The following is a 21,869-nucleotide window of genomic DNA, read 5'->3' on the forward strand; positions in this document are numbered from 1 at the left end:
CGTTTCTGAACCATATTATTCCTAAACCCTTATTATCATTTTGGAAAACGTAAAAACCAGAACCCTCCGCTGGCTTGGTGCACTCGGGCCGGGGATGATTACCGCTGCATTGGTTTTCGGGCCCAGCAAGCTGACCATTACTTCAAAGATGGGCGCCGTTTATGGTTATTCGTTGCTGTGGCTTGTTGTCGTTGCCATTTTTTTTATGGCTGTTTTTACGGCCATGTCCACGCGCATCGGCGCTGCAACCGATCAGACGCTGCTCGCGTCCGTCAGGCTGAAATGGGGAAATCCGGCATCTGTTGCAATGGGGATCGGCGTGTTTCTGGTGGCGACCTCGTTTCAGGCCGGAAATTCCATTGGTGTCGGGATTGCGGCGGGCGAGCTTTTTCATATGTCGCCCGTTCCCTGGATCGTCCTATTCAACTTGCTGGCCATTGCCATGCTGTTTTACCGGAAATTTTATCCTTTGCTTGAAAAAACAATGATTTTCCTGATCGTTGTCATGCTGTTCTGTTTTATCATCACCTTTTTTTACGCAAGGCCGGACGTAGGCCAAATGGCAAAAGGGCTTGTAACGCCGTCTGTTCCGGAGGGTTCCACGGGACTGATCATTGCATTCACCGCATCCTGTTTTTCCATTGTGGGCGCATTGTACCAGTCGTACCTTATCCAGGAACGGATCAGGAGCAATCCTGAACTGAAAAATACAAAGAACGACAGTCATACCGGAATTATCCTGCTGGGCGTCATGTGTTTTGTCGTCATTGTCTGCGCCGCTGCCATACTGAACCCCAAAGGCATTCCGGTAAATTCGGCAACGGACATGGCGAGGGCACTGGAACCGATTTTCGGCAGCAATGCCTCGGCGTTTTTTCTGATCGGGTTGTTTGGCGCAGCATTTTCATCTGTGATCGGCAATGCCTCCGTTGGCGGAACGCTGCTTGGCGACGCGCTGGGCCTGGGAAGCAATTTCTCTTCGGTAACTGTCCGGTATCTGGTGGCTTTGGTCATGGTGATCGGAGCGGCTGTGGCCATCCGTTTTGGCAAGCTGCCGCTGGAACTCATCGTTTTTGCGCAGAGCGTCACCATTTTTGTGGTCCCGTTTATTGGTACGGCCATGTATATGGTGGCAAATGACAGAAAGATCATGGGCGATAAGGTCAACAGCCCGTTTGTAAAAGCAGCCGCCGGACTTGGGCTCGTGATCATTTTTGCACTCGCTGTAATCAACAGCAAAGAATTATTTTTCAACAATCCGCTTTTCAAATAATGACGGCTTTAACATCTCTGGAAGAAAAATGGCTGAGCCCTTCCGACGCGCTTGTGGAAGATATGAAATCCATCCAGGGCGATATCCTGATTCTGGGTGCCGGAGGCAAAATCGGGCCGAGCATTGCGCGTCTGGCAAAGCAGGCAATCGACCGTGCCGGCCTTGACAAACGGGTGATCGGCGTATCGCGTTTCAGCGAAGCCGGACTGTCCGATGAACTGAACGCAGCTGGAATAGAAACCATTACAGCCGATATGCTGGACGATGCGCAACTGCAGGCACTGCCTGAAATCGGGAATGTGCTTTATCTTGCGGGGACCAAATTCGGGACTTCAGGCAATGAGCCCTATACGTGGGCGATGAACACGTATTTGCCCGGCCGGGTTGCCGAAAAATTCCGTCATTCCAGAATTGTCGTTTATTCGACAGGAAATGTTTATCCGTTTACACCTGTTTTGTCGGGTGGCGCTACGGAAGAACTCCGGACTGATCCGGTCGGCGAGTACGGGCAGTCGTGTCTGGGAAGAGAAAGAATGTTTCAGTATTTCTCGTCCATTCATGGCACGCCGCTGCTGATTTACCGGCTGAACTATGCGATTGATTTCAAATACGGCGTATTGCTGGAAGTAGCCAAATCTGTTCTGAACGGAAAACCGGTTGATCTCAAAACAGGGCATGTGAATGTCATCTGGCAGGGCGATGCCAACGAAATGGCGATCCGTTCCTTGCTGCATTGTGCGTCGCCTTCAAAGCTGCTGAATGTGACCGGACCGGAAACGGTTCCGCTGCGCTGGCTTGCACAGGAATTTGGACGTATATTCAATATCGTTCCGGAGTTTGTGAACGAGGAACAGCCTACGGCTTTGCTGAGCAATGCGGCCGAATCGTTCCGCCTGTTCGGCTATCCGCGTACGACTTTGAAACAGATGATCGAAATTACGGCACAATGGCTTCTGGAAGGAGGAAAAACGATTAACAAGCCTACGCATTTTCAGGAACGTCAGGGCCAGTTTTAAAAAATCCAAAAAAATCAGAAGCGAACTCTTGAAATAAAAACTTATGATAATGCTCCATCAGGAAATCCGGAAACTGCTGTTTGACGGAACGGTTATTCCGGCGCATCCGCTCGCATTGAAACAAGACCTTACGCTGGATGAGCACAAACAAAGAGGCTTGACAAGGTATTACATGGCCAGCGGGGCAGGAGGGATCGCCATCGGCGTGCATACCACGCAGTTTGAAATACGCGACCCGGAAGTAAACCTTTATGAGAAAGTACTGGAAATTACCGTAGACGAAATTGAAAAAGGCAATCTGAACAGCCCGTTTATTAAAGTAGCCGGCATTTGCGGTCTGACAAAACAGGCTTTAAACGAAGCAGAAATTGCCGTGAAGTACGGCTACGATCTGGGGCTTGTCAGCATGGCCGCATTCAAAACGCAGTCCGAGGCAGAAATTATTGAGCATGTCAGAGCAGTTTCTGAAGTTATTCCGGTTTTCGGCTTTTATCTTCAGGCAGCCATTGGCGGAAGGATTTTCAGTTATGGTTTCTGGCAGCAGTTTGCAGAAATCCCGAATGTGTACGCGATCAAAATTGCCGCGTTCAACCGTTATCAGACGCTGGATGTAGTGCGTGCCGTTTGCCATTCTTCAAGGAACAGTGAAATAGCGCTTTATACGGGAAATGACGATAACATAATTGCAGACCTGCTGACGCCATACCGTTTTGAAATCAGCGGGAAAACGGTTGAGAAAAGATTTGTCGGCGGACTGCTCGGACATTGGGCTGTATGGACTGAAAAAGCCGTTGAACTGCTGGAAAGTGTAAAAAGCTGTGTAAATGGAAATTATACGGATGCGGAAAACATGCTTGCGCTGAACATCGCCGTTACTGATATGAATGCGGCCATTTTTGATCCGGCACATCACTTTCACGGCTGCATTACCGGCGTCCACGAAGTGCTCCGGCGGCAGGGATTGATGAAAGGAATATGGACGCTGAACCCGGAAGAAAATCTTTCGCTCGGACAATATGAGGAAATTACAAGGGTTATCGAGGCATATCCGCATCTGATCGATGATGATTTTGTCCATGCTTTTCTTGAAAAAGAAATAAAAATATCCTAATTTACATCAGGCTGTTTCTGGATTGATGAAATAATACAAACCGCATTCACAGCCTGCCGTAATCATATGGGTAAAACTGAAAACATGTCCAGAAGAGAATTTGTAAGCCGGGCCGGCTTGCTGGCTGCTGCCGGGGCAATGGGTTTTGATGAAACCCGTGCGGACATTAACATGGCAAAACCTGTGAAAAACATCCGGATCAAAAATGTAAGTTCCAATTTCGAACGAGAGCCGCTGCATCCTTACCGTTTCAAGGGCAGCGCGATTACAGACAGCTGGCAGGCCGTGGCCATGCTCGAATCCGACTCGGGAATAAAAGCAACCGGACTGGCTACGCAAGGCGTGCTTTGGTCTGATTCCAGTGTTTTTGCCGCCCATTCGGAAAGTGCAGGAAATGCGCTGATGTATGCAATGAGTGAACGAGCGCTTCAGATGATCAAAGGGCAGTCGTTTACAGATCCCGTGCAGCTGATGGAAGATCTGCTGCCCGAAGTGCTGGATTACGGCAGAAAGATCACGCGCAACCCGGATCTCAGAAAGACATTTGCGCTCAATGCTTTGGTTTGTGTCGATAATGCAGCGTGGATCTTGTATGCAAGGGAAAACAATATAAAGCAGTTTGACGATCTCGTTCCCGCCCAATACAAGCCCGGGTTATCGTACCGCCATGAAAAAGTCGCCAGCATACCCGCTTTCAGCGTCGGGACTTCTGCAGAACGGATCAGGCAGGCTGCGGAAGAGGGTTATTTTATCATGAAACTGAAAACCGGTTCTGCCGGAACACAGCAGGAAATGATCGAGAAAGATATTGCTTTTCTGACAGCGGTGCACAAGGCAATCGGCCATTTTGAAACGCCTTATACCAGAAACGGCAAAATTCCTTACTACTTTGATGCAAACGGCCGGTACGAGAAAAAGGAAATGCTGCTGCGCTTTCTGGATCATGCGCGTAAAATAGGCGCACTCGAACAAATTGCCGTCATTGAAGAACCTTTTGAAGAAAGCAATGAAACCTTCGTCGGCGATCTGGGCGTCCGCATTGCAGCCGACGAAAGTGCACATACCGTTGAAGACGCCGCACACCGGATTGAACTCGGCTATTCGGCCATCGCGGTGAAAGCCATTGCAAAAACGCTCAGCATGACCATGAAAATCACGCAGCTTGCCTACGAGAAAAAAGTACCCTGCTTTTGTGCGGACCTGACGGTCAATCCGATACTTGTTGACTGGAACAAAAACGTGGCTGCCCGCTTGCAGCCGTTTCCGGGCATGTCAGTCGGCCTGCAGGAAACCAACGGCCATCAGTATTACAAAAACTGGGATAAACTGATGTCGTATCATCCGGGATCAAACGGAAGCTGGGCGCTTACGCAAAAAGGCGTTTACATAACGGATGAAACATTTTATGCACAAAGCGGCGGTATCCTGCTCCCTTCCGCGCATTATGATGATTTGTTTATACCGAAAGAATAAAAAAAGGCTGCTTTGCACCCGAGAAAAAGTGTAAAAATGAATGTCCCGATTGACCCCTTTAGTTGTCGCAATTGCACAACCTGAATTGTTCGGGCAACGTGTAAGTTTGTGTAATCACTAAACTTAATCAAGACAATGGCTACTAAAATTTTTGTCAATCTGCCGGTTAAGGATCTGAACAGGTCCGTTGATTTTTTTACAAAGCTTGGTTATACGTTCAACGCGCAGTTTACGGATGAAAAAGCAACGTGTATGATCATCAGCGAAGATATTTATGTGATGCTGCTTGTTGAGCCGTTTTATAAAACGTTCACCAAAAAGGAAATTGCAGACGCAACCAAAACCTCCGAAGTCATTTTATGCCTTTCGGCCGACAGCCGCGAAGATGTGGATTTAATGGTCCGGAAAGCCGTGGATGCCGGCGCGACGGTGCCGAGCGAACCGCAGGACTATCCGTATATGTACGGGCACGGCTATCAGGATCTGGACGGACATTTGTGGGAAGTGATGTGGATGGAAACGAGTGCAGTTCCAGAAGAAGCTTAAACTTACTTTCTTTTCAAGACTAGAATAAATTCGTCAATGAAATTCGCTTTGTTGTGTCAGGATTTTAATGTTTTTGATCCTTTAAAAATTTAAATTCCGGATTGTAAAAGAGAAATCCTGCTTTGCTGAAAACCGGCGCAGGATTTTGCTTTTATATGAAAACCCGTTCCGGAAATCTTTTTCAAAAACCAGTACGAGTCCACAGCATCTTCCGGCACGGTTTTCGTTTCACTTACTTCATTCAAAAAAAGCTGAAACCCGAATCCGTATGGCTCGTATTCTGAACCGTTATCTGATTGCAGTTATTCCTCCGGAAAAAATTAATGAACAGATCAGGGAATTTCAGCACGACATGGCCGGACGGTTTCAGAGCAGCAAGGCATTGAGAAATATACCGCATATTACGCTGAAAGCACCTTTTCAGACTGTCGGTGAGGACCATACCAAGGTTGTAAACTGGTTTGATGCACTGCAAATTGATGTTCAGCCATTCTCCGTTGCATTGGACGGATTCGGAAGTTTCTCTGGTTCGGCAAGGCCCGTCATTTACGTAAAACCGGTTGCAAATCCGGATTTAAGCAGTTTGCAGAAACAGATCCTGCAAGCGTTTTCAGGCACATTTCCAGAGATAAAAGTATCGCATACCGAAAAGGAATTTTCACCTCACATCACGATTGCTTACCGCGACCTGACGCCGGAGTTTTTTATAAAAGCCTGGGCAGCGTATGAAAACAAGCCATTTCAAGCAAGCTTTCCGGTCAGTGAATTTCACCTGATGCAGCATGACCAAAGTCAATGGAAAACGATCTACAAATACCATCTTAATCCTTCTACAAAGTCTGCTAAGGATGCAGATACATCTTACAGTAATCCGACATAATTGCTGCCCCCATCCAATTAATGTTACACCCATAAAATAGGGAGCCTCACCCCAAAAAGAAGTACGGATCAAAATCATTAAATTATTATTGCAGCAGGTTACAACAACCGGGCTATCAGACGGCTGCGTAACTCTTTACTCAAAAAAATTTACTTAATCACCCTCATGAGAACGCAAAGTCAATATTTACAGGAAATCAACAGACTGCTTGCTGATTACCTTAAGGAAATTCAGGATTCGGATCTTAAACCTTTATCCGCCCAGGTTTATCAGGTCCAGTCCAAAAATTTTGTAAGATGGATAAATGGAGAATTCACGCCCGGAGATGTGAAAAGATCCAAAAAAAAGTCTCAGGACAATTCTGAAAAGTAACCTGCCGATTGAAAAACACTTTTTTACTTCCCTCCTTTATTTCTTGATGATGTACAACTGCCATGCAGGCGCAAAATGCCTTTGCTGAAACAGTTTGAATTGAACTTCGTATAGCCGTCCAAACTGCATATTCGGTCAGGCGGCTGTACGTTGTTTCAAGCTTCGTCTTTCTTTTTTTACATATTTCCGGAATTGCCTTCAACTCCGGACTTCTGAGAATTTTTCCGGGTTCTTTTAAAAAAATCAATGACGGACAAAATGGGAACGCTGATACAAAACAGGTTTGTTAAATTAAGTTAAATCGCTTCTGCTCAATTATTTGCTTAACTTTTTTTAAGATTTGTCCTGTCTGCGGATCGGAGCCGTGTGAATAGTTTTGATGCACTATTTCACCATCATCCATCTCTGATATGACCCGTTTTAAAAAGTGGAACAACACGGCCGCCTGGGCTGCATTCGCCATTGCGCTTGTTACTTACGTGATGACCGTGGAACCGACAGCCAGTTTCTGGGATTGCGGCGAGTTTATTGCCTGTGCATTCAAGCTGCAGGTTCCTCATCCGCCGGGCGCACCTTTTTTCCTGCTTATCGGAAGGATATTTTCCTTACTGGCATTTGGCGATCTTACCAATGTGGCTTACTGGATCAACATGGTTTCCGTGCTGAGCAGCGCATTTACCATTTTCTTCCTGTTTCAAACGATTACTATCCTCGCAGCGAAACTGATCGGCAAGAAAGAAACGGAATTCACGCTTACGGATTCGGTACTTGTCATTGCTTCCGGCATGATCGGCTCGCTGGCATTCACCTGGTCGGATTCATTCTGGTATTCGGCTACCGAAGCGGAAGTGTACGGCATGTCTTCGTTCTTTACATCCGTGGTTATCTGGGCTGCATTCAAATGGGAACAAATTGCCGAACCTGCTACGGAAAACCGCTGGCTCATTCTGATTGCATATCTTGTAGGCATTTCCATCGGCGTTCATCTGCTGAACCTTGTTGCAATTCCTGCGCTCGCGCTGGTTTATTATTTTAAAAAATACCCCGCCCCAGGCATTTTCGGAGGTACAATGGCATTTCTGGCCGGTCTTTTGGTTCTTGCCGTCATTAATTCCGGTATTATTCCCGGACTGCCGGAACTGGCAGGCAAATTCGAGATTTTCTTTGTCAATTCACTCGGCTTGCCTTACCGCTCCGGTGTAACGTTTTTCATTATACTGTTTTTCAGTTTGCTGGCCTGGGGAATCCGCTATTCGCATTTTCGGGAAAAAGTACTGCTAAATACCGCGCTGTTGTCGCTTGCATTCATTCTGATCGGCTACGGTTCGTACATGGTGGTTCTGGTAAGATCGGAGTACAATCCGCCGATCAATGAAAATAATCCGAGCGATGTGCTGCGGTTTGTGTCGTACCTGAAAAGGGAGCAATATGAAAGCAGGCCGCTGCTTTACGGCCCTGCTTTCGTTTCCCAGCCCGTAAGCCAGAAACGGGGGGCGCCGGTTTACAGCAGGAAAGATGGGAAATATGTGATCAGCGATTACCGTCCGGTTTACGAATACGAGCCTTCTGCCAACATGCTTCTGCCACGCATGTACAGTTCACAGCCCGGTCATCCGGAACTTTATCAGCAAATAACGGGACTGGCACCCGGCCAGAAACCAACCATGATGCATAATCTGTCGTTTATGTTTAGGCATCAGTTCGGACATATGTACTGGCGCTATTTTATGTGGAATTTCGTCGGACGTGAAAGTGACAAGGAAGGCGCAGGGACTTTGGAGCCGTGGAGTTTTGCAAAAAAAATCCCTACATCCATTACCGGAAACCGCGGTCATAACAACTTTTACATGCTGCCGTTTTTACTGGGCGTTGCCGGAATTATGTTCATGTATGCACGCAGCAGGCGCGATCTGCTGGTGACGGCACTGATTTTTGTACTGACCGGTGTTGCACTGGTTTTCTACCTGAACTCGCCGCCTTCGGAGCCGCGCGAAAGGGATTACATTTACGTCGGTTCATTTTACGTTTTCTGCATCTGGATCGGCTGCGGGGTCATTGCCGCCGCCGAAGGGCTGAGAAAATTCGTTCATCCGGAAAATGTCCGTACGGTGTTGGCAGCATCGCTGGGTTTGTCCGTACCAGTCATCATGGTTGCAAAAGGATGGGACAATCACGACCGCAGCAACCGCTTCCATTCGGTAGATTTTGCAAGAAATATTTTGAATTCCTGTGCGCCGAACGCCATTCTGTTTACAGGTGGCGACAATGATACATTTCCGCTATGGTATGTACAGGAAGTGGAAGGTTTCAGAACGGATGTAAGGGTTTGTGTGCAGACTTTCCTCGGAGCCGACTGGTATATTCAGCAATTGATGCGCAAGATCAACCAATCGGATGCATTGCCTTTTTCCCTGAGTCCGGACAATTATGCAAGCGGAAAAAACGATTTCATACCTTTTTATGAAATCCCTTCGGTTAAAAGCGGCATCAATCTGAAAGAATATCTGGAACTGATCAAACAGGAAAACAAGGCGATTCAGGTTCCGCTTACAAGCGGGGACATGACTGCGGTTCTGCCTTCTTCCAGACTTTTTCTGCCTGTTGACAGCAATGAGATCAAAAAGATGCATATCGTGAAAAACGAGCTGATCCCTTTTTTGAGCGATTCCATAAGCTGGAACATCGGAAACCGTAACCTTTATAAAAATGATCTCGTTATGCTGGACATTATTGCCACCAACAACTGGAAACGACCCGTTTATTTTTCCTCTACAATGGGTGCTTCCGGCAACCTCGGCCTTCAGGAGTTCATGCAGCTCGAAGGGTATGCGTACCGGCTGCTCCCGGTCCGTGTGGAAGGTGCAGCCGACGGCTACGTCAATGCAGATGTCATGTACAAAAATGTGATGGACAAAATGTACTGGCGCGGCATGAACAATCCTGGAATTTACTATGACGATACCTACCTGGGAGCGCCCGTGGCTACTGCCCGCATTGCGTTTCTCCGGCTTGCGCAGCAGCTGATTGCCGAGGACCGTTTAAAAGAAGCCAGGAACGTTCTGAACAAAGCACTTACGGTAATGCCTGACGATACGATTCCGTACGATCAGTTTTCTGCCGGTTTTGTAGGCATGCTCTTTGATGTAGGTGAAAATAAAAAAGCGCTGGATTCGGCCGGTACAATGGCAATGCGCGCGGATGAAAACCTTTCCTGGGCAAAGAAAAACGGCAGGCAGCGGAACCGGGACGTAAACGGGGACCTTTACGTTCTTCAGACTGTTGTTCAGGAAAGCCGGAAAGCCGGGCAAAATGCATTTGCAGACAAGTACGAAGCCATCTTTAAAAACCATCTTGCCGCATTCAGTATGTACAGCGGCGAAAACTGAAAAACCGGATTTGAAATGATACAAATGGAAGAAAATGCAATGCCGGAGAACGGCTCTCTGGTCCGATTCAGGAGAAAGGACGATGATGCATGGCTGGAAGGCGAATACGATTCTGAAATTAAAATGTTTATTGAAATATACGCCGTAGAGCCTGTAACGCACAACAGCACAGATATTTTAACCTGGGAATATGTAAATGAACCGTGAAACCGCATACAGGCAACCGGCATATCCGGCATATGTAATGGCACTGCTTTTTTAGCCTCATTGCTGATAAACAACCTTTTTTACGTTATGTTGGAAGACCTCTGGTATAAAAATGCAGTGATTTACAGCCTCGATCTGGAAACCTTTATGGACGGAAACGGCGACGGTACCGGAGATTTTGAAGGACTTGGCAACCGTCTGGATTATCTGCATGCGCTTGGGCTGGATACCATCTGGCTTGCTCCTTTCCAGCCTACGCCCAACCGTGACAATGGCTACGACATCAGTGATTTTTACGGTGTGGACCCAAGGCACGGATCAAGCGGCGATTTTGTGGATTTCATTCACAAAGCGCGGAAACTGGGTATCAAAGTAATAATTGACCTTGTCGTTAACCATACTTCCGATCAGCATAAATGGTTTCAGGAAGCAAGATCTTCAAAAGAGAACCCGAAACGCAACTGGTATGTATGGTCGGATAAAAAACCGGCAGACTGGAACAAGGGAATGGTTTTTCCCGGCGTGCAGAAGACAACCTGGACGTTAGACAAGCAAACCAAATCGTATTATTTTCACCGATTCTATAATTTCCAACCTGATCTGAATACAGATAACCCCGAAGTCCGGGAAGAAATATGTCGGATTATGGGCTACTGGCTGGAACTGGGCATCGCCGGTTTCCGTGTGGATGCAGTGCCGTTTATTCTGGAATCCCGGGAAACAGGTAAAAAAGAGCCGCACATGCATTTTGAGTATCTGAAGGAAATGCGCCGTTTTCTGCAATGGAGAAGAGGAGATGCCGTTTTGCTCGGTGAAGCCAATGTACTTCCTGATGAAAGCAAGCTGTACTTTGGTGAAGACGGAAACGGTATTCACCTGATGTTCAATTTCTTTGTAAATCAGTATACATTTTATGCACTGGCAACGTGCGATACCCGTCCGCTGATCAAGGCACTGGAAGCCACAAAGGAAATAGCTCCGACCAGTCAGTGGGCACATTTTCTTCGTAATCATGACGAACTGGATCTGGGGCGGCTCACTGAAGAAGAAAGACAGAAAGTATTTGAAAGGTTTGGTCCTGAGAAAAACATGCAGTTGTATGACAGAGGCATAAGGCGCAGACTTTCGCCCATGCTTGGCAACCGTCAGCAAACTGAACTCGCTTACAGCCTGATGTTTTCACTGCCCGGAACGCCCGTTATCCGTTACGGCGACGAAATCGGAATGGGCGATAATCTGGAACTGAAAGAAAGAGATTCCGTCCGGACGCCGATGCAGTGGACAGGCGAAAATCAGGCCGGATTTTCCAAAGCTGAAAAACTCGTTCATCCGGTCGTTGAAGAAGGTTATTATGCTTATGAACACGTAAATGTCGAAAACCAGCGGCGCGAACCGGGCTCACTGCTCAACTGGATGACTTCCATGATCAGGCTGCGCAAGGAGTGCCCGGAAATCGGCTACGGAAGCTGGGAAATCCTGGATACCGGCTTTAAGGAAGTACTTGGCATGCGTTATACGTGGAAAGACAAGGTGCTGTTCATATGGCATAACTTTCATGAAAAATCCATGGAACTGATCGTGCCGGAAAAAATTGCCGGAACAGGCAGACTGATCGATGCGATGAACAACATTGAAAGCGTAACCGACGTGAACGGCAGGCATACCATTACGCTGGAAGCTTACGGTTATCGCTGGTTCCGTGCATTTCTGGATTGATCGGGCTGCTTTTTCAAGCCTTTAACCGATACATACTGATCCGGAAATGCATTGCGAAATGCTTGTCCGGGTCAGTGTTTTTTAGGCTGTCTGGATTAAAAACAATGCTGTTTCAAAAGAAAGCTACACTTTCCGGAATGCGTTTCTGATAAAGCGATTTTCGTAAAACCGCATCAGTAAAAATATTTTGAGTTGTAATGTGACCAACTGGAAATGATTCGTCTAAAGGAAAATCCGTCACTGGATTGTTCCGGTTTACTTCATACGATCATTTATACGGTGTACAGTAATGTTGGCTCAAAAAGTAAATGCTGAACAGTTTCCTGCAAGTATTGCAAATACGTGCAGTCCAAGGTTATTGAATATTCTGGTGCCGGTCATTCTTGTATGCTTGTTTATTTTAAATATAACACCGCTCCTTGCACAGAATACAATGGAATTTGTGCAGGACGGGACTTTCAACAGTTACGAGCCGCCCATTCCCAAAGGTCCGACTTCCATTCCGCAGACACTTGGTTTTTTTAGCAATAAAGACGGAAGCCGTGACGAAGGAATATACTTTTACAAGCCGCAAGCTGCTCTTACGCTTACATTCAGCTTTGACGACCAGCAATTTATAACCGTTCCGCAGCATATTACCGGAATGACTTTCGGAGCATTGTCCGGAGCAGCATCAAATCACGTCAGAGGCATACAGGTTGTCAATAACAGCTATTATTACAGCGACTCCGCAAGGAAAATCTTCACTTCACATCCGGAAGGTCCGGCCGGACAGGGAATCAGCCTTTATACCAATGCAGGTCTTCAGGTTTTTCTGTCGGCCAAGCCGTTACTTGCAAAAGCAGCATCCACTGCGGACACCAGCCGGTATTATTATGGTAAACTCCGGCTTCATTTCAGCCGTCCGGTAAACAATCCGGTTTTGTCATTGGTAGGACTGGGGGCTACCACCAATTTTTCCAGCAAACATTTGGGATTTTCCACTGAACTGGAATTACAGACTCCGGGCCTGGAACTCGTAAAAATTTCGGGTAACGATCAATTGGAACTCGACCTTACAGGAACAAAAATCCTGCATACCAGAACTCTGATCAACGGCAACTGTGAAAGCGGAGCTGCATGCGGAAGCATTGTCGTGAACGGTTCTGCAATCAGTAACCTTGTCTTCGGTGTATTCCTGCGTACAGACGGCGGGTCGGGAATATGGGGAACGGACAAAGTAACCAATTCCGGAGATATGTGGCATGTTACCGTTTCGCTTCCCGAGCAGTAAGGCTTTTTCGATTTCCTGTTTAACTGACTTCCGGGATCAGGGAAGTTTGAAAGACATAATATAACCCGATGGATTTACTTTGCTTCCGCCAACAGAAAGTGCCACGTACTGCTTGCCATGCGTCATATACGTACAGGCAGTGGCATTGGCGACGCCCGGAAGCAGCGTTTGCCAGAGCAATTTTCCCGTTTTCTTATCAAATGCCCGCAGCTTTCTGTCATTGGTGCCGCTGATGAAAACCAAGCCTCCTGCCGTTACAATCGGGCCGGCAGAGCCTTCCTGCCCCGTTTCCGGTGTGCCTTCTTCATGCAGCCGTTCATTGTTCCCGAGCGGAACTTGCCATTCGAATTCGCCGCTTGTCAGGTTAATGGCGCTGAGTGTTCCCCACGGCGGCCGCAATGCCGGATTCCCGTCCGGGTCGCGGAAATGTCCGTAGGCAGTCAGGTTTAAATATTTGTCTGCGCCTGCTTTTGTCTGACCCGTTTCCGTTTTGGTAACCTTGCCTGAATTCTGTTCTTTATCATACAGGAATGCAATAATCCCTTTTTCCTTGCCTTTGACGACACTGGCGAAAGCAGGCATTTTGCCGCCTCCTTTTTTAATCTTATCCAGCGCAGCTTCTCTCGTCATACGGTTTTTCAGGCCGATCAAAGACGGGTAAGTCGGTTCATCGCCATTTTTATCCTTGCCGTGACATGCCACGCAGTAAGTCATGTAAATGCTTTTGCCCTGATCAAAAACCGTCTGGTCTTTTGCTTCCTTTTCGGCATCGACTTTTACAATGGTCTGGATTTCAGGCGAGTCATTGGATTTGACAAAAAGCACGCTGCTGGACGGATCATAAGCTGCGCCGCCCCATTCTGCACCTCCGCGCGTTCCGGGAAGCATCAGCGTTCCTTTGAGGTCGGGCGGAGTAAAAAGACCTTCGTAACGCATGGACCGGAATTTTTTTACAATGGAATCATTTCCCGCATCCGAATAATGCGTCAGGTCTTTTTCGGTCATAAACTGTCGGGCAAATGGCTTTGGCAAAACAGGAAAGGGCTGCGTTGGCCAAGACGCCTCACCGGGAATGGTGGAAGCCGGAACCTTCCGTTCTTCAATCGGAAAAAGCGGTTCGCCGTTTTCACGGTTAAAAACAAAGACAAAACCGTGTTTGGTAATCTGGGCTACGGCATCAACAGCTTCGCCGTTTCTTTGTACCGTCACCAGATTAGGAGGCGCCGGCAGGTCGTAATCCCACAAATCATGGTGCACAAGCTGATAATGCCAGATGTATTTGCCGGTTGCTGCATCCAGTGCAACAACGCTGTTTCCATACAGGTTTTTTCCCTTCCGGTCGGCACCGTAGAAGTCGTAAGAAGGAGATCCCAATGCCAGAAACACGATTCCCCGTTTGATGTCGAGGCTCATGCCGGCCCAGTCATTTACACCGCCTGCATATTTGTATGCATCCGGCGGCCAGGTTTCATAACCGGGCTCGCCCGGCAAAGGGATGGTATGAAAAGTCCATTCCAGTTTCCCGTTCCGGCAGTTGTAGGCACGGATATAGCCCGGCTGCGCACCATAAAGTTCAGAAACTTCCGCACCCATAATCAGCAGGTCCTTGTATACGATACCCGGCGAAGTAGGAATCACGGAAATCGTTTCAGGATCGTCCCGCAGCCCGATATTCATGCTTACTTTTCCTGATTTGCCAAATTCCTGAACCGGTTTTCCCGTACGGGCATCCAGCGCAAAAAGCACGTCACCGCCGGTAAACAGAATTCTTTTATCGCTGCCGTCTTCCCAGTAAGTTACGCCTCTGCTAACCCCGCCGCCTTCTGCACCGTCGAAAGGATCAAAAGACCAGATCAGCTTTCCGGTTTCCGCATCCACGGCATATGCCCAGTGTTTTGCCGAGGTTGCATACATGACGCCGTCCACAATAATCGGGTTGCATTCGCTGCTTCCGGAACGGGAGCCGTCTTTCATATCTTTCATTTCGAACGTCCATGCGGGAACAAGCTTGCTTACGTTGGAAGTATTGATCTGATCCAGGGCGGAGTAGCTTGTGCTTTCGGCATCTGCTTTATAAATGCTCCACGAACGGTCATCATTTCTGGTCTGATAAGCAACCAGTGCGATGAAAGCCATTATAGCAGGAGCCAGGACGAAATTTTTAATTATAAACTGCTTCTGAAGTTTGCCGGTTTCAATCATAAAAAGATGAAGTTCAACTTCACGGATAGATTGTGCAGGTTAATGAGAACTAGATGTTTATAAAAGAAATTACTTATCCTGTTTTACTATTTTCCGGACATATTCCGGCAGTTCGCTGCTATCAAACTGCTTTTTTACAGCAGGCGCAGTTTTCCTGCAAACCAGACTTCTTACAGATGATTAAGAAAATGGTACGGTTCAAAACAATTTGTTACGAAAAAGGTGAATGCCGTAAAATGCCATAAGCAATAGCTGATCTCGGGCCGAGAACAGCTGTATGGTAACCGTTAAAGAAGAAAAACAGTCATTCAGGAGATTGTTAAAGCGCAGGCAGCAAGGATGTATACAGAATAAATATGTTGTTGAACTTTGGGTATATAATATAATTGTTTAAAATATTAATTAAAATTCGAATATTATTTTGTACGTGAAATTAAATGCCAAATAGTATACAAGTATTTCATGTTAAACTGCAAAGTGTTGTATTTTTTAGAAAATAGGGGCATTATACGCTCAAATTGCGGCATATTGGGGACAATAAATTCAGGAAAATTGAAGTATAAACCCGTTTAATCAGTCTTATAGCCCCTTTTTCCTGTCTGAGGCCTGTTTGGTATGATTGTTTTTGTTATTCAATCAAGTTTATAACTGTAATTGATTAATCACAAAACAAAACGTCATGAAAGCTTTAAAGTTGAATATCATAGCATTAGCTCTATTTGCATCAGCTGGTGCGTATGCGCAAACGTCCACTCCGTCTTCTTCGCCATCGTCAACGACGCAAGGAAGTACTACGCAGTCATCATCTAGCACAACAGGAAGTACGACCCAGCCAAAAACAGTTCCGGGAAGTACTACACAACCCTCTACTTTGCCAGGTTCAACACAGTCAACAACTGTTCCGGGCAGCACAACATCGCCATCAACAGTACCTGGAAGTACAACACAGCCATCCAGCACAATCCCTGGAAGTTCAACACAGCCGGGCAGCGTTCCTAACAGCTCTACTACCCAGCCGTCAACAACTCCGGGAACTACAAGTCCGTCCACAAATCCGGGCAGCACTGTAACATCTCCGTCTACTGTTCCGGGATCATCGACGCCTGCAACTACGACGACACCAAAATAATTCCGGGTTCAGTCCAAAGCTAACCGGAGTACTAAATGCCCGCCATTTATGGCGGGCATTTCTTGTTTAAATGCTGTTTATTATCTGCCGCAGTTTCTCTGAATTTTCCGTTCAGCAGATTTGCGGGCAAATACTTGTAACCAATGAATTCATTGATCAGAAAAAAAATACAAGCCGGGTAAAATCTCCGGAATTTGGCACAGGAATAATAAGGTCACGACACTAGGCGCATTTTCTACAATTGGGATTGTTTGAAATGACTTGTTATAGTATAAAATCAACCGACGTTTATGAGAAAAGAACTAATATTTCTTGATGACTGGAAACGTATTTTGTTCGGGGAAGCACCTGCCATGTTTCTTCTGGAAGTACTTGGAAGGACCATCTTTATGTACTTAATGCTGCAGATTGTTGCCAGATTAATGGGAAAACGCATGAGTGGCCAGCTCACCATTATGGAAATGGCGGTCATGATCACACTCGGGGCCATTGTATCAGCTCCGATGGAAGTTCCCGACAGAGGTTTGCTGCAGGGATTGTTCATTTTGATCCTGGCTCTTTTGTTTCACAGAGGTGTGAATTTCTGGGGGGTTAAAAACCGCAATTTTGAACTGCTTGTTCAGGGCAGGGCAACTACACTGGTCAAGGACGGCATTATTCAGGTGGATACGCTGGAAAGTGAAAGGGTTTCACGTCAACAGCTTTACGCCGCACTTCGAAATGAAAAAATCTACAACCTGGGAAAAGTAGAACGTGTTTATCTGGAAGCATGCGGAATTTTCAGTATCTACACTTTCTCTGAAGTGATGCCCGGCCTCACTATTTTTCCAGCTTCCGACAAGCATATCCAGAAAGTCAGTGAAGAACATAAAGCGGATGGGAAGGCTTGTACAAACTGCGGAAATGTAGAAAAAATACAGGACACAAACGCAGCCTGCCCCAACTGCGGTGAGTCAAAATGGGTTCAGGCATCCACAGAATATTAATAAAGAGAAAAAATGGCATTGGATCAGATTTCAATTCAGGACTGGCACCGGATATTTGTCGGAGAGGCACCGGGGATATTTTACATTGAAGTAATTCTGCGGACAGCAGTTGTCTATTTGATACTTTTAACATCCATCCGAATGATGGGCAAACGCATGGCTTCGCAGCTGGGCGCCAGTGATCTGGTGGCTATGGTGGCAATGGCGGCGGCCATCGGGGTTCCTATTCATTCGCCTGACCGCGGACTTTTGCCGGCAGTGGTTGTTGCCATTGCGGTCGTCAATATACAGCGTTTTATAGCGAGTGGTTCTGCAAAAAGTGAAAAGTTTGAAGCAATGACGCAAGGAAGAATCAGTATTCTGGTCGAGGATTCTGAAATGATACTGAAGAATTTTTCAAATTCCAACATCTCCCGCGAACGCGTATTTGCCCAGCTCAGACATATGAATATCAGGCATCTCGGAGAAGTCAGGCGTTTTTACATCGAAGCAAACGGGTCATTTTCATTACTGAAAAACGAAGAAGAAGTATCGGGTTTAGCCGTGCTTCCCACCTGGGAAAAAGAATTGCTGGCAAAAATGAAAAAAGACCCGGAAGCAATAGTTTGTTACAAGTGCGGGCACAAGGAACCTTCATCTTTTGAGACAAACAAGCCGTGCAGTCATTGCAATGATACAAACTGGGTTGAAGCAGTAACGAAATAAACCGCGTGGCATAATTTTAAAGCTATCTGAAATAAATCCAACAACATTTACGATTATGCCGAACATAGAAAATCAGGATCCGTCAGGAAAAGTACAGCCCGGGGTAACACTTGCGGTAACAGGCGCTGAATCAGAAGATGAAGTACTTCTGGCAGTTGAAAATTATTTACGGGTAAACAAGAAAGAAGAGCTGGAATTTGCGTTGCCTGTAAAAAGCGAAGACGGAACTTATATGGTAACACTGCAGTAAATGCTGGCCCGGTAAATAACATGACCATAAAAGCCTGCTTCCTGTTGCTGGTTTACACCATGCTGATTTTTGGCTATGCGTCTGCGCAGAAGCAACAGGACCGGCAGGCAGATTCCGGGGCCAGGAAAATCGTTTTCATTGCAGGTCCCGACAGTCACGGAAAAGGCGAACATGAACACAACGGCGGAAGTACATTGCTGGCCAAGGCGTTGAATGACAGTTTGCCCGGCGTTCATGCAGTAGTTGTTCACAACGGCTGGCCGGAAAATCCTGCTGAACTCCGTGATGCGGATGCCGTCGTTTTATACGGTGACGGCGGGGGTGACCATATGGTTATTCCGCATCTTGCCGAGCTGGATAATATCCTGAAAAAGGGTGCAGGGCTTGTTGTGCTGCACTTTGCGCTGGAAGTACCGAAGGGCGAAGCCGGCAATTATTTCTTGAACTGGATAGGAGGGTTTTTTGAAATTGACTGGTCTGTAAATCCAGTTTGGGAAGCCGGTTTTTCAACTTTTCCTGATCATCCGGTTGCCAATGGAATCAAGCCGTTTTCGATAACGGATGAATGGTATTATCATCTTCGTTTTGCCGAAAACATGAAAAGCATAACGCCGATACTTCAGGCATTGCCGCCGGAATCAACACTGAACCGTCCGGACGGAACACATTCCAACAATGCTTTTGTAAGGGAATCGGTAATTAACAAAAAAGAACCGCAGACTGTTGCCTGGGCGTTTGATCGTCCGGATGGCGGCAGAGGCTTTGGATTTTCCGGCGGACATATTCATAAAAACTGGCAGAATGACAACTTCAGAAAGCTGGTTCTGAATGCCATTGCATGGACTGCAAAGATAAAAGTCCCGGAAAACGGAGTTCCCTCTGCAACACCCACCCAAAATGAACTAGACGATCTGTCCAAAAAAGTAAATTAAAGCTCCTTCCACATTTTACTTTCCGCATCTTACTTTTAACATTTCACCCTTCACCTTTCACTGCCAATACCCCGGAATTCTTTCTGTATTTATGAATATTAATCATCAGTACGCTGCCCAGAATAATTGCAAGACCAATTATCTGTAAAATGGTAATTGATTCACCTGCGAAAAATATTCCCAGCAAAACAGCAACAACCGGATTTATATAAGCATAAGTACTTACTTTCGTGGCCGGCTGAACTTTCAGCAGCCATACATACGCACTGAAACCGGCAATCGATCCAAATACAACCAAATAAGCAGTTGCGAGCCAAACGTCTGCCGGAACAGCAGCCAGATCCAGATTTCTCCATTCATTTGTTGCTGCACATCCCGGAATAAATGCTATTCCGGCTGCCAGCATCTGCCATGTTGAATTGACGGTTGCGGATTCAGAAACAGAATAGTACTTGGAATACAAGGAACCTCCCGCCCAGGCCATGGAGCCGAGTACAACCAATGCCATGGCAAACAGATCGCGCGAGCTGTTGAGTGATGACATCGTACTCAGGATTTTTTCACTGAACAACAATACTACGCCGGCAAAACCAAATACAAGCCCGAAAATAGTGGATTTGTTGCTGAGGTTTTCCGACCATTTCGGTTTGTCGAGCAGTATAAACCACAATGGCGAAGAGGAAACCATAATGGCAACCATTGCACTTGGCAGAAATTGTTCCACCCAGATCACAATTCCGTTTCCGACAAACAGCAGCAGCAAACCGGTTACAATAGCCGGTTTCATCAGTTTCCATGAAAAAACAGTTTCTTTCCGCAGCAGACTCCATCCCAGCATCAGCAGTCCGGCAATGATAAAACGCAATGCACCCAGGAAAAAAGGCGGCAGGCCCGAAAGTGCGCGCTGAATGAAGAAATAGGTTGAACCCCAAACAATGTAAACGGTAGCAAATGCCAGTACAACGAGCAGGGTAGAAGGTGTTTTACTTTGAACTTGCATGATTTTGACAAAATTAAACTCAAATATGCAATCATTATTTTGTTAAAGATTTGCTTTTGCAGCCGATATTTACGGAACGGTCAGCTTTGTAATCCATTTGATTTACGAATAAATTGGCACCATTTACCGGATCCGTTTACCGGATCAGCCGTATTTATTCCAATATTTGCGGGCCACTTGTCTCCATTTCCAGAAAATGAAAAATCATCTGTTATTTCTGTCCGTCGTGCTATTTTCCTGGACCACTTGCATGGCTCAGGTTGATAAAAATGCAACCAGAGAAACCAAGGCTTTATACCAAAATCTGAAATCGTTATCTCAAAAACACATTCTGTTCGGTCATCAGCATGCAACGGAGTACGGGCACGGCTGGTCCGGCGACGCGGAACGTTCCGATGTGAAGTCTGTCACCGGCTCGCATCCGGCTGTTATCGGAGTGGATTTCAGTGGATTGTCGGACAGGCCGGAAGAGGAAATTGCCAAAATGAAAGAAGTGCTCAGGAAAAATGTTGTGGATACGTATCATCGCGGCGGTGTCACCACAGCTGCGTGGCACTTTTCCAATCCGGCATCCGGCGGCGGATTCTACTGGAAGGATAGCGTTTCTGTTGCTGCCATGGCGCTGATCAGGCCCGGCGGTTCGCATCATGAAAAATACAGGCAGATTCTCAGGACAATCGCTGATTTTGCAGGTTCTGTAAAAGGCAGGGACAACAAGCTGGTGCCAATTATTTTCCGGCCTTATCACGAATTTGACGGGGACTGGTTCTGGTGGGGAAAAGGCCATACTTCCAGAGAGGATTTTATCGATGTATGGAGATTTACGGTTTCTTATCTCCGTGACAGCCTGCATGTGCATAACTTTATTTACGCATTTTCGCCTGATTGCAAGTTCAATACAGAAGCAGAATACCTGGAAAGATTTCCGGGAAACGAATGGGTCGATATGGTCGGAATGGATGATTATGCGGATTTCGGAAGAGACGGAAAATACAACCTGGAAGCAGGGTTGAAGAAGCTCAAAATCGTTTCGGATTATGCTGAAAAAGCCGGAAAGCTGGCAGCTTTCACAGAAACCGGCCTTGAAACAATCCCCAACCCGACGTGGTGGACTGAAACGCTGCTAAAAACCTTGCGCGCCGAAAAAATGAAGCTGGCTTATGTGCTTGTCTGGCGAAACGATACCAGAAGTGCGACGCATTTCTATGCGCCATTTCCCGGGCAGGGCAGTGCCGCCGATTTTATGAAATTTTATAACGATCCTTACACCCTTTTTGAAAAGGATCTGAAAAACATTTATAAGTAAGTATTCAGATTAGTTGCTTATGGCAAGTATCCGTTCATTGAGCTGACGGATACTTATTGCTTTATTGCCCGTTTGAAAATTCTACAAAGCCGCAGGATAAACGTTG

Annotated in this window: 19 protein-coding genes; 17 read left to right on the plus strand and 2 right to left on the minus strand. The window is 46.6% G+C overall.

Translation table 11 applies throughout. From position 1 onward, the window contains the following. The first annotated feature begins 40 nt into the window (after positions 1-40). The 11 genes from FEM33_RS02790 (at position 41) to FEM33_RS02840 (ending at position 13,253) form a co-directional block, all read left to right on the plus strand. Positions 41-1,273: an Nramp family divalent metal transporter gene (locus tag FEM33_RS02790; protein ID WP_229214052.1), complete on the plus strand. Its 1,233-nt coding sequence runs from the start codon at positions 41-43 to the stop codon at positions 1,271-1,273. Beyond that, positions 1,273-2,289: an NAD-dependent epimerase/dehydratase family protein gene (locus FEM33_RS02795; RefSeq protein WP_139010599.1), complete on the plus strand. Its 1,017-nt coding sequence runs from the start codon at positions 1,273-1,275 to the stop codon at positions 2,287-2,289. Before FEM33_RS02790 ends, FEM33_RS02795 begins: the two co-directional genes overlap by 1 nt. Positions 2,290-2,338: 49 nt before the next feature. Then, positions 2,339-3,400 (plus strand): dihydrodipicolinate synthase family protein, encoded by a 1,062-nt coding sequence (locus FEM33_RS02800; RefSeq protein WP_139010600.1) that lies wholly within the window; start codon positions 2,339-2,341, stop codon positions 3,398-3,400. Positions 3,401-3,484: 84 nt separating this feature from the next. Continuing rightward, positions 3,485-4,873, plus strand: coding sequence for a mandelate racemase/muconate lactonizing enzyme family protein (locus FEM33_RS02805; protein WP_229214053.1), 1,389 nt, complete (start codon positions 3,485-3,487; stop codon positions 4,871-4,873). 135 nt (positions 4,874-5,008) lie between these two features. Continuing rightward, positions 5,009-5,419, plus strand: a complete 411-nt coding sequence (locus tag FEM33_RS02810; protein ID WP_138280575.1) for a VOC family protein — start codon at positions 5,009-5,011, stop codon at positions 5,417-5,419. A 268-nt stretch (positions 5,420-5,687) separates the two neighbouring features. Continuing rightward, on the plus strand, positions 5,688-6,299 hold the full coding sequence (locus FEM33_RS02815; RefSeq protein ID WP_139010602.1) for a 2'-5' RNA ligase family protein: 612 nt from the start codon (positions 5,688-5,690) through the stop codon (positions 6,297-6,299). Positions 6,300-6,464: 165 nt separating this feature from the next. Continuing rightward, positions 6,465-6,671 (plus strand): hypothetical protein, encoded by a 207-nt coding sequence (locus FEM33_RS02820; protein WP_138280573.1) that lies wholly within the window; start codon positions 6,465-6,467, stop codon positions 6,669-6,671. Between the two features lie 410 nt (positions 6,672-7,081). Next, a complete protein-coding gene (locus tag FEM33_RS02825) occupies positions 7,082-10,057 on the plus strand; it encodes a glycosyltransferase family 117 protein (protein WP_139010603.1) in 2,976 nt (991 codons plus the stop codon). Between the two features lie 15 nt (positions 10,058-10,072). After that, positions 10,073-10,264, plus strand: a complete 192-nt coding sequence (locus tag FEM33_RS02830; RefSeq protein ID WP_139010604.1) for a hypothetical protein — start codon at positions 10,073-10,075, stop codon at positions 10,262-10,264. Positions 10,265-10,351: 87 nt separating this feature from the next. Beyond that, a complete protein-coding gene (locus FEM33_RS02835; RefSeq protein ID WP_139010605.1) occupies positions 10,352-11,980 on the plus strand; it encodes an alpha-amylase family protein in 1,629 nt (542 codons plus the stop codon). Positions 11,981-12,413: 433 nt separating this feature from the next. Continuing rightward, positions 12,414-13,253, plus strand: a complete 840-nt coding sequence (locus tag FEM33_RS02840; protein ID WP_229214054.1) for a hypothetical protein — start codon at positions 12,414-12,416, stop codon at positions 13,251-13,253. A gap of 36 nt (positions 13,254-13,289) precedes the next feature. Here FEM33_RS02840 and FEM33_RS02845 read toward each other — a convergent pair whose 3' ends face one another. Beyond that, positions 13,290-15,389: an outer membrane protein assembly factor BamB family protein gene (locus FEM33_RS02845; protein WP_229214055.1), complete on the minus strand. Its 2,100-nt coding sequence runs from the start codon at positions 15,387-15,389 to the stop codon at positions 13,290-13,292. 745 nt (positions 15,390-16,134) lie between these two features. Between FEM33_RS02845 and FEM33_RS02850 the strand changes: the two genes are divergently transcribed. The 5 genes from FEM33_RS02850 (at position 16,135) to FEM33_RS02870 (ending at position 19,457) form a co-directional block, all read left to right on the plus strand. Continuing rightward, the gene (locus FEM33_RS02850; RefSeq protein ID WP_139010607.1) at positions 16,135-16,584 is read left to right on the plus strand and encodes a hypothetical protein; all 450 of its coding nucleotides are present in this window, start codon (positions 16,135-16,137) and stop codon (positions 16,582-16,584) included. A gap of 290 nt (positions 16,585-16,874) precedes the next feature. Continuing rightward, positions 16,875-17,570, plus strand: a complete 696-nt coding sequence (locus FEM33_RS02855) for a YetF domain-containing protein (protein WP_139010608.1) — start codon at positions 16,875-16,877, stop codon at positions 17,568-17,570. Between the two features lie 12 nt (positions 17,571-17,582). Beyond that, positions 17,583-18,275: a DUF421 domain-containing protein gene (locus tag FEM33_RS02860; protein ID WP_139010609.1), complete on the plus strand. Its 693-nt coding sequence runs from the start codon at positions 17,583-17,585 to the stop codon at positions 18,273-18,275. Positions 18,276-18,330: 55 nt separating this feature from the next. Further along, the gene (locus tag FEM33_RS02865; protein WP_139010610.1) at positions 18,331-18,525 is read left to right on the plus strand and encodes a TBP family protein; all 195 of its coding nucleotides are present in this window, start codon (positions 18,331-18,333) and stop codon (positions 18,523-18,525) included. Positions 18,526-18,545: 20 nt separating this feature from the next. Next, complete coding sequence (locus tag FEM33_RS02870) at positions 18,546-19,457, plus strand: ThuA domain-containing protein (RefSeq protein ID WP_229214056.1); 912 nt, start codon at positions 18,546-18,548, stop codon at positions 19,455-19,457. A 43-nt stretch (positions 19,458-19,500) separates the two neighbouring features. On the opposite strand, the gene FEM33_RS02875 is transcribed toward FEM33_RS02870, so the two are convergent. Further along, positions 19,501-20,457: an EamA family transporter gene (locus FEM33_RS02875; protein ID WP_139010611.1), complete on the minus strand. Its 957-nt coding sequence runs from the start codon at positions 20,455-20,457 to the stop codon at positions 19,501-19,503. 250 nt (positions 20,458-20,707) lie between these two features. On the opposite strand from FEM33_RS02875, the gene FEM33_RS02880 reads away from it, so the two are divergent. Next, on the plus strand, positions 20,708-21,763 hold the full coding sequence (locus FEM33_RS02880) for a glycoside hydrolase family 26 protein (RefSeq protein ID WP_229214063.1): 1,056 nt from the start codon (positions 20,708-20,710) through the stop codon (positions 21,761-21,763). The last annotated feature ends 106 nt before the right edge of the window (positions 21,764-21,869 follow it).

Origin of the sequence: Dyadobacter flavalbus (assembly GCF_006149045.1) — a bacterium.
GTDB classification, from domain to species: Bacteria; Bacteroidota; Bacteroidia; order Cytophagales; family Spirosomataceae; genus Dyadobacter; species Dyadobacter flavalbus.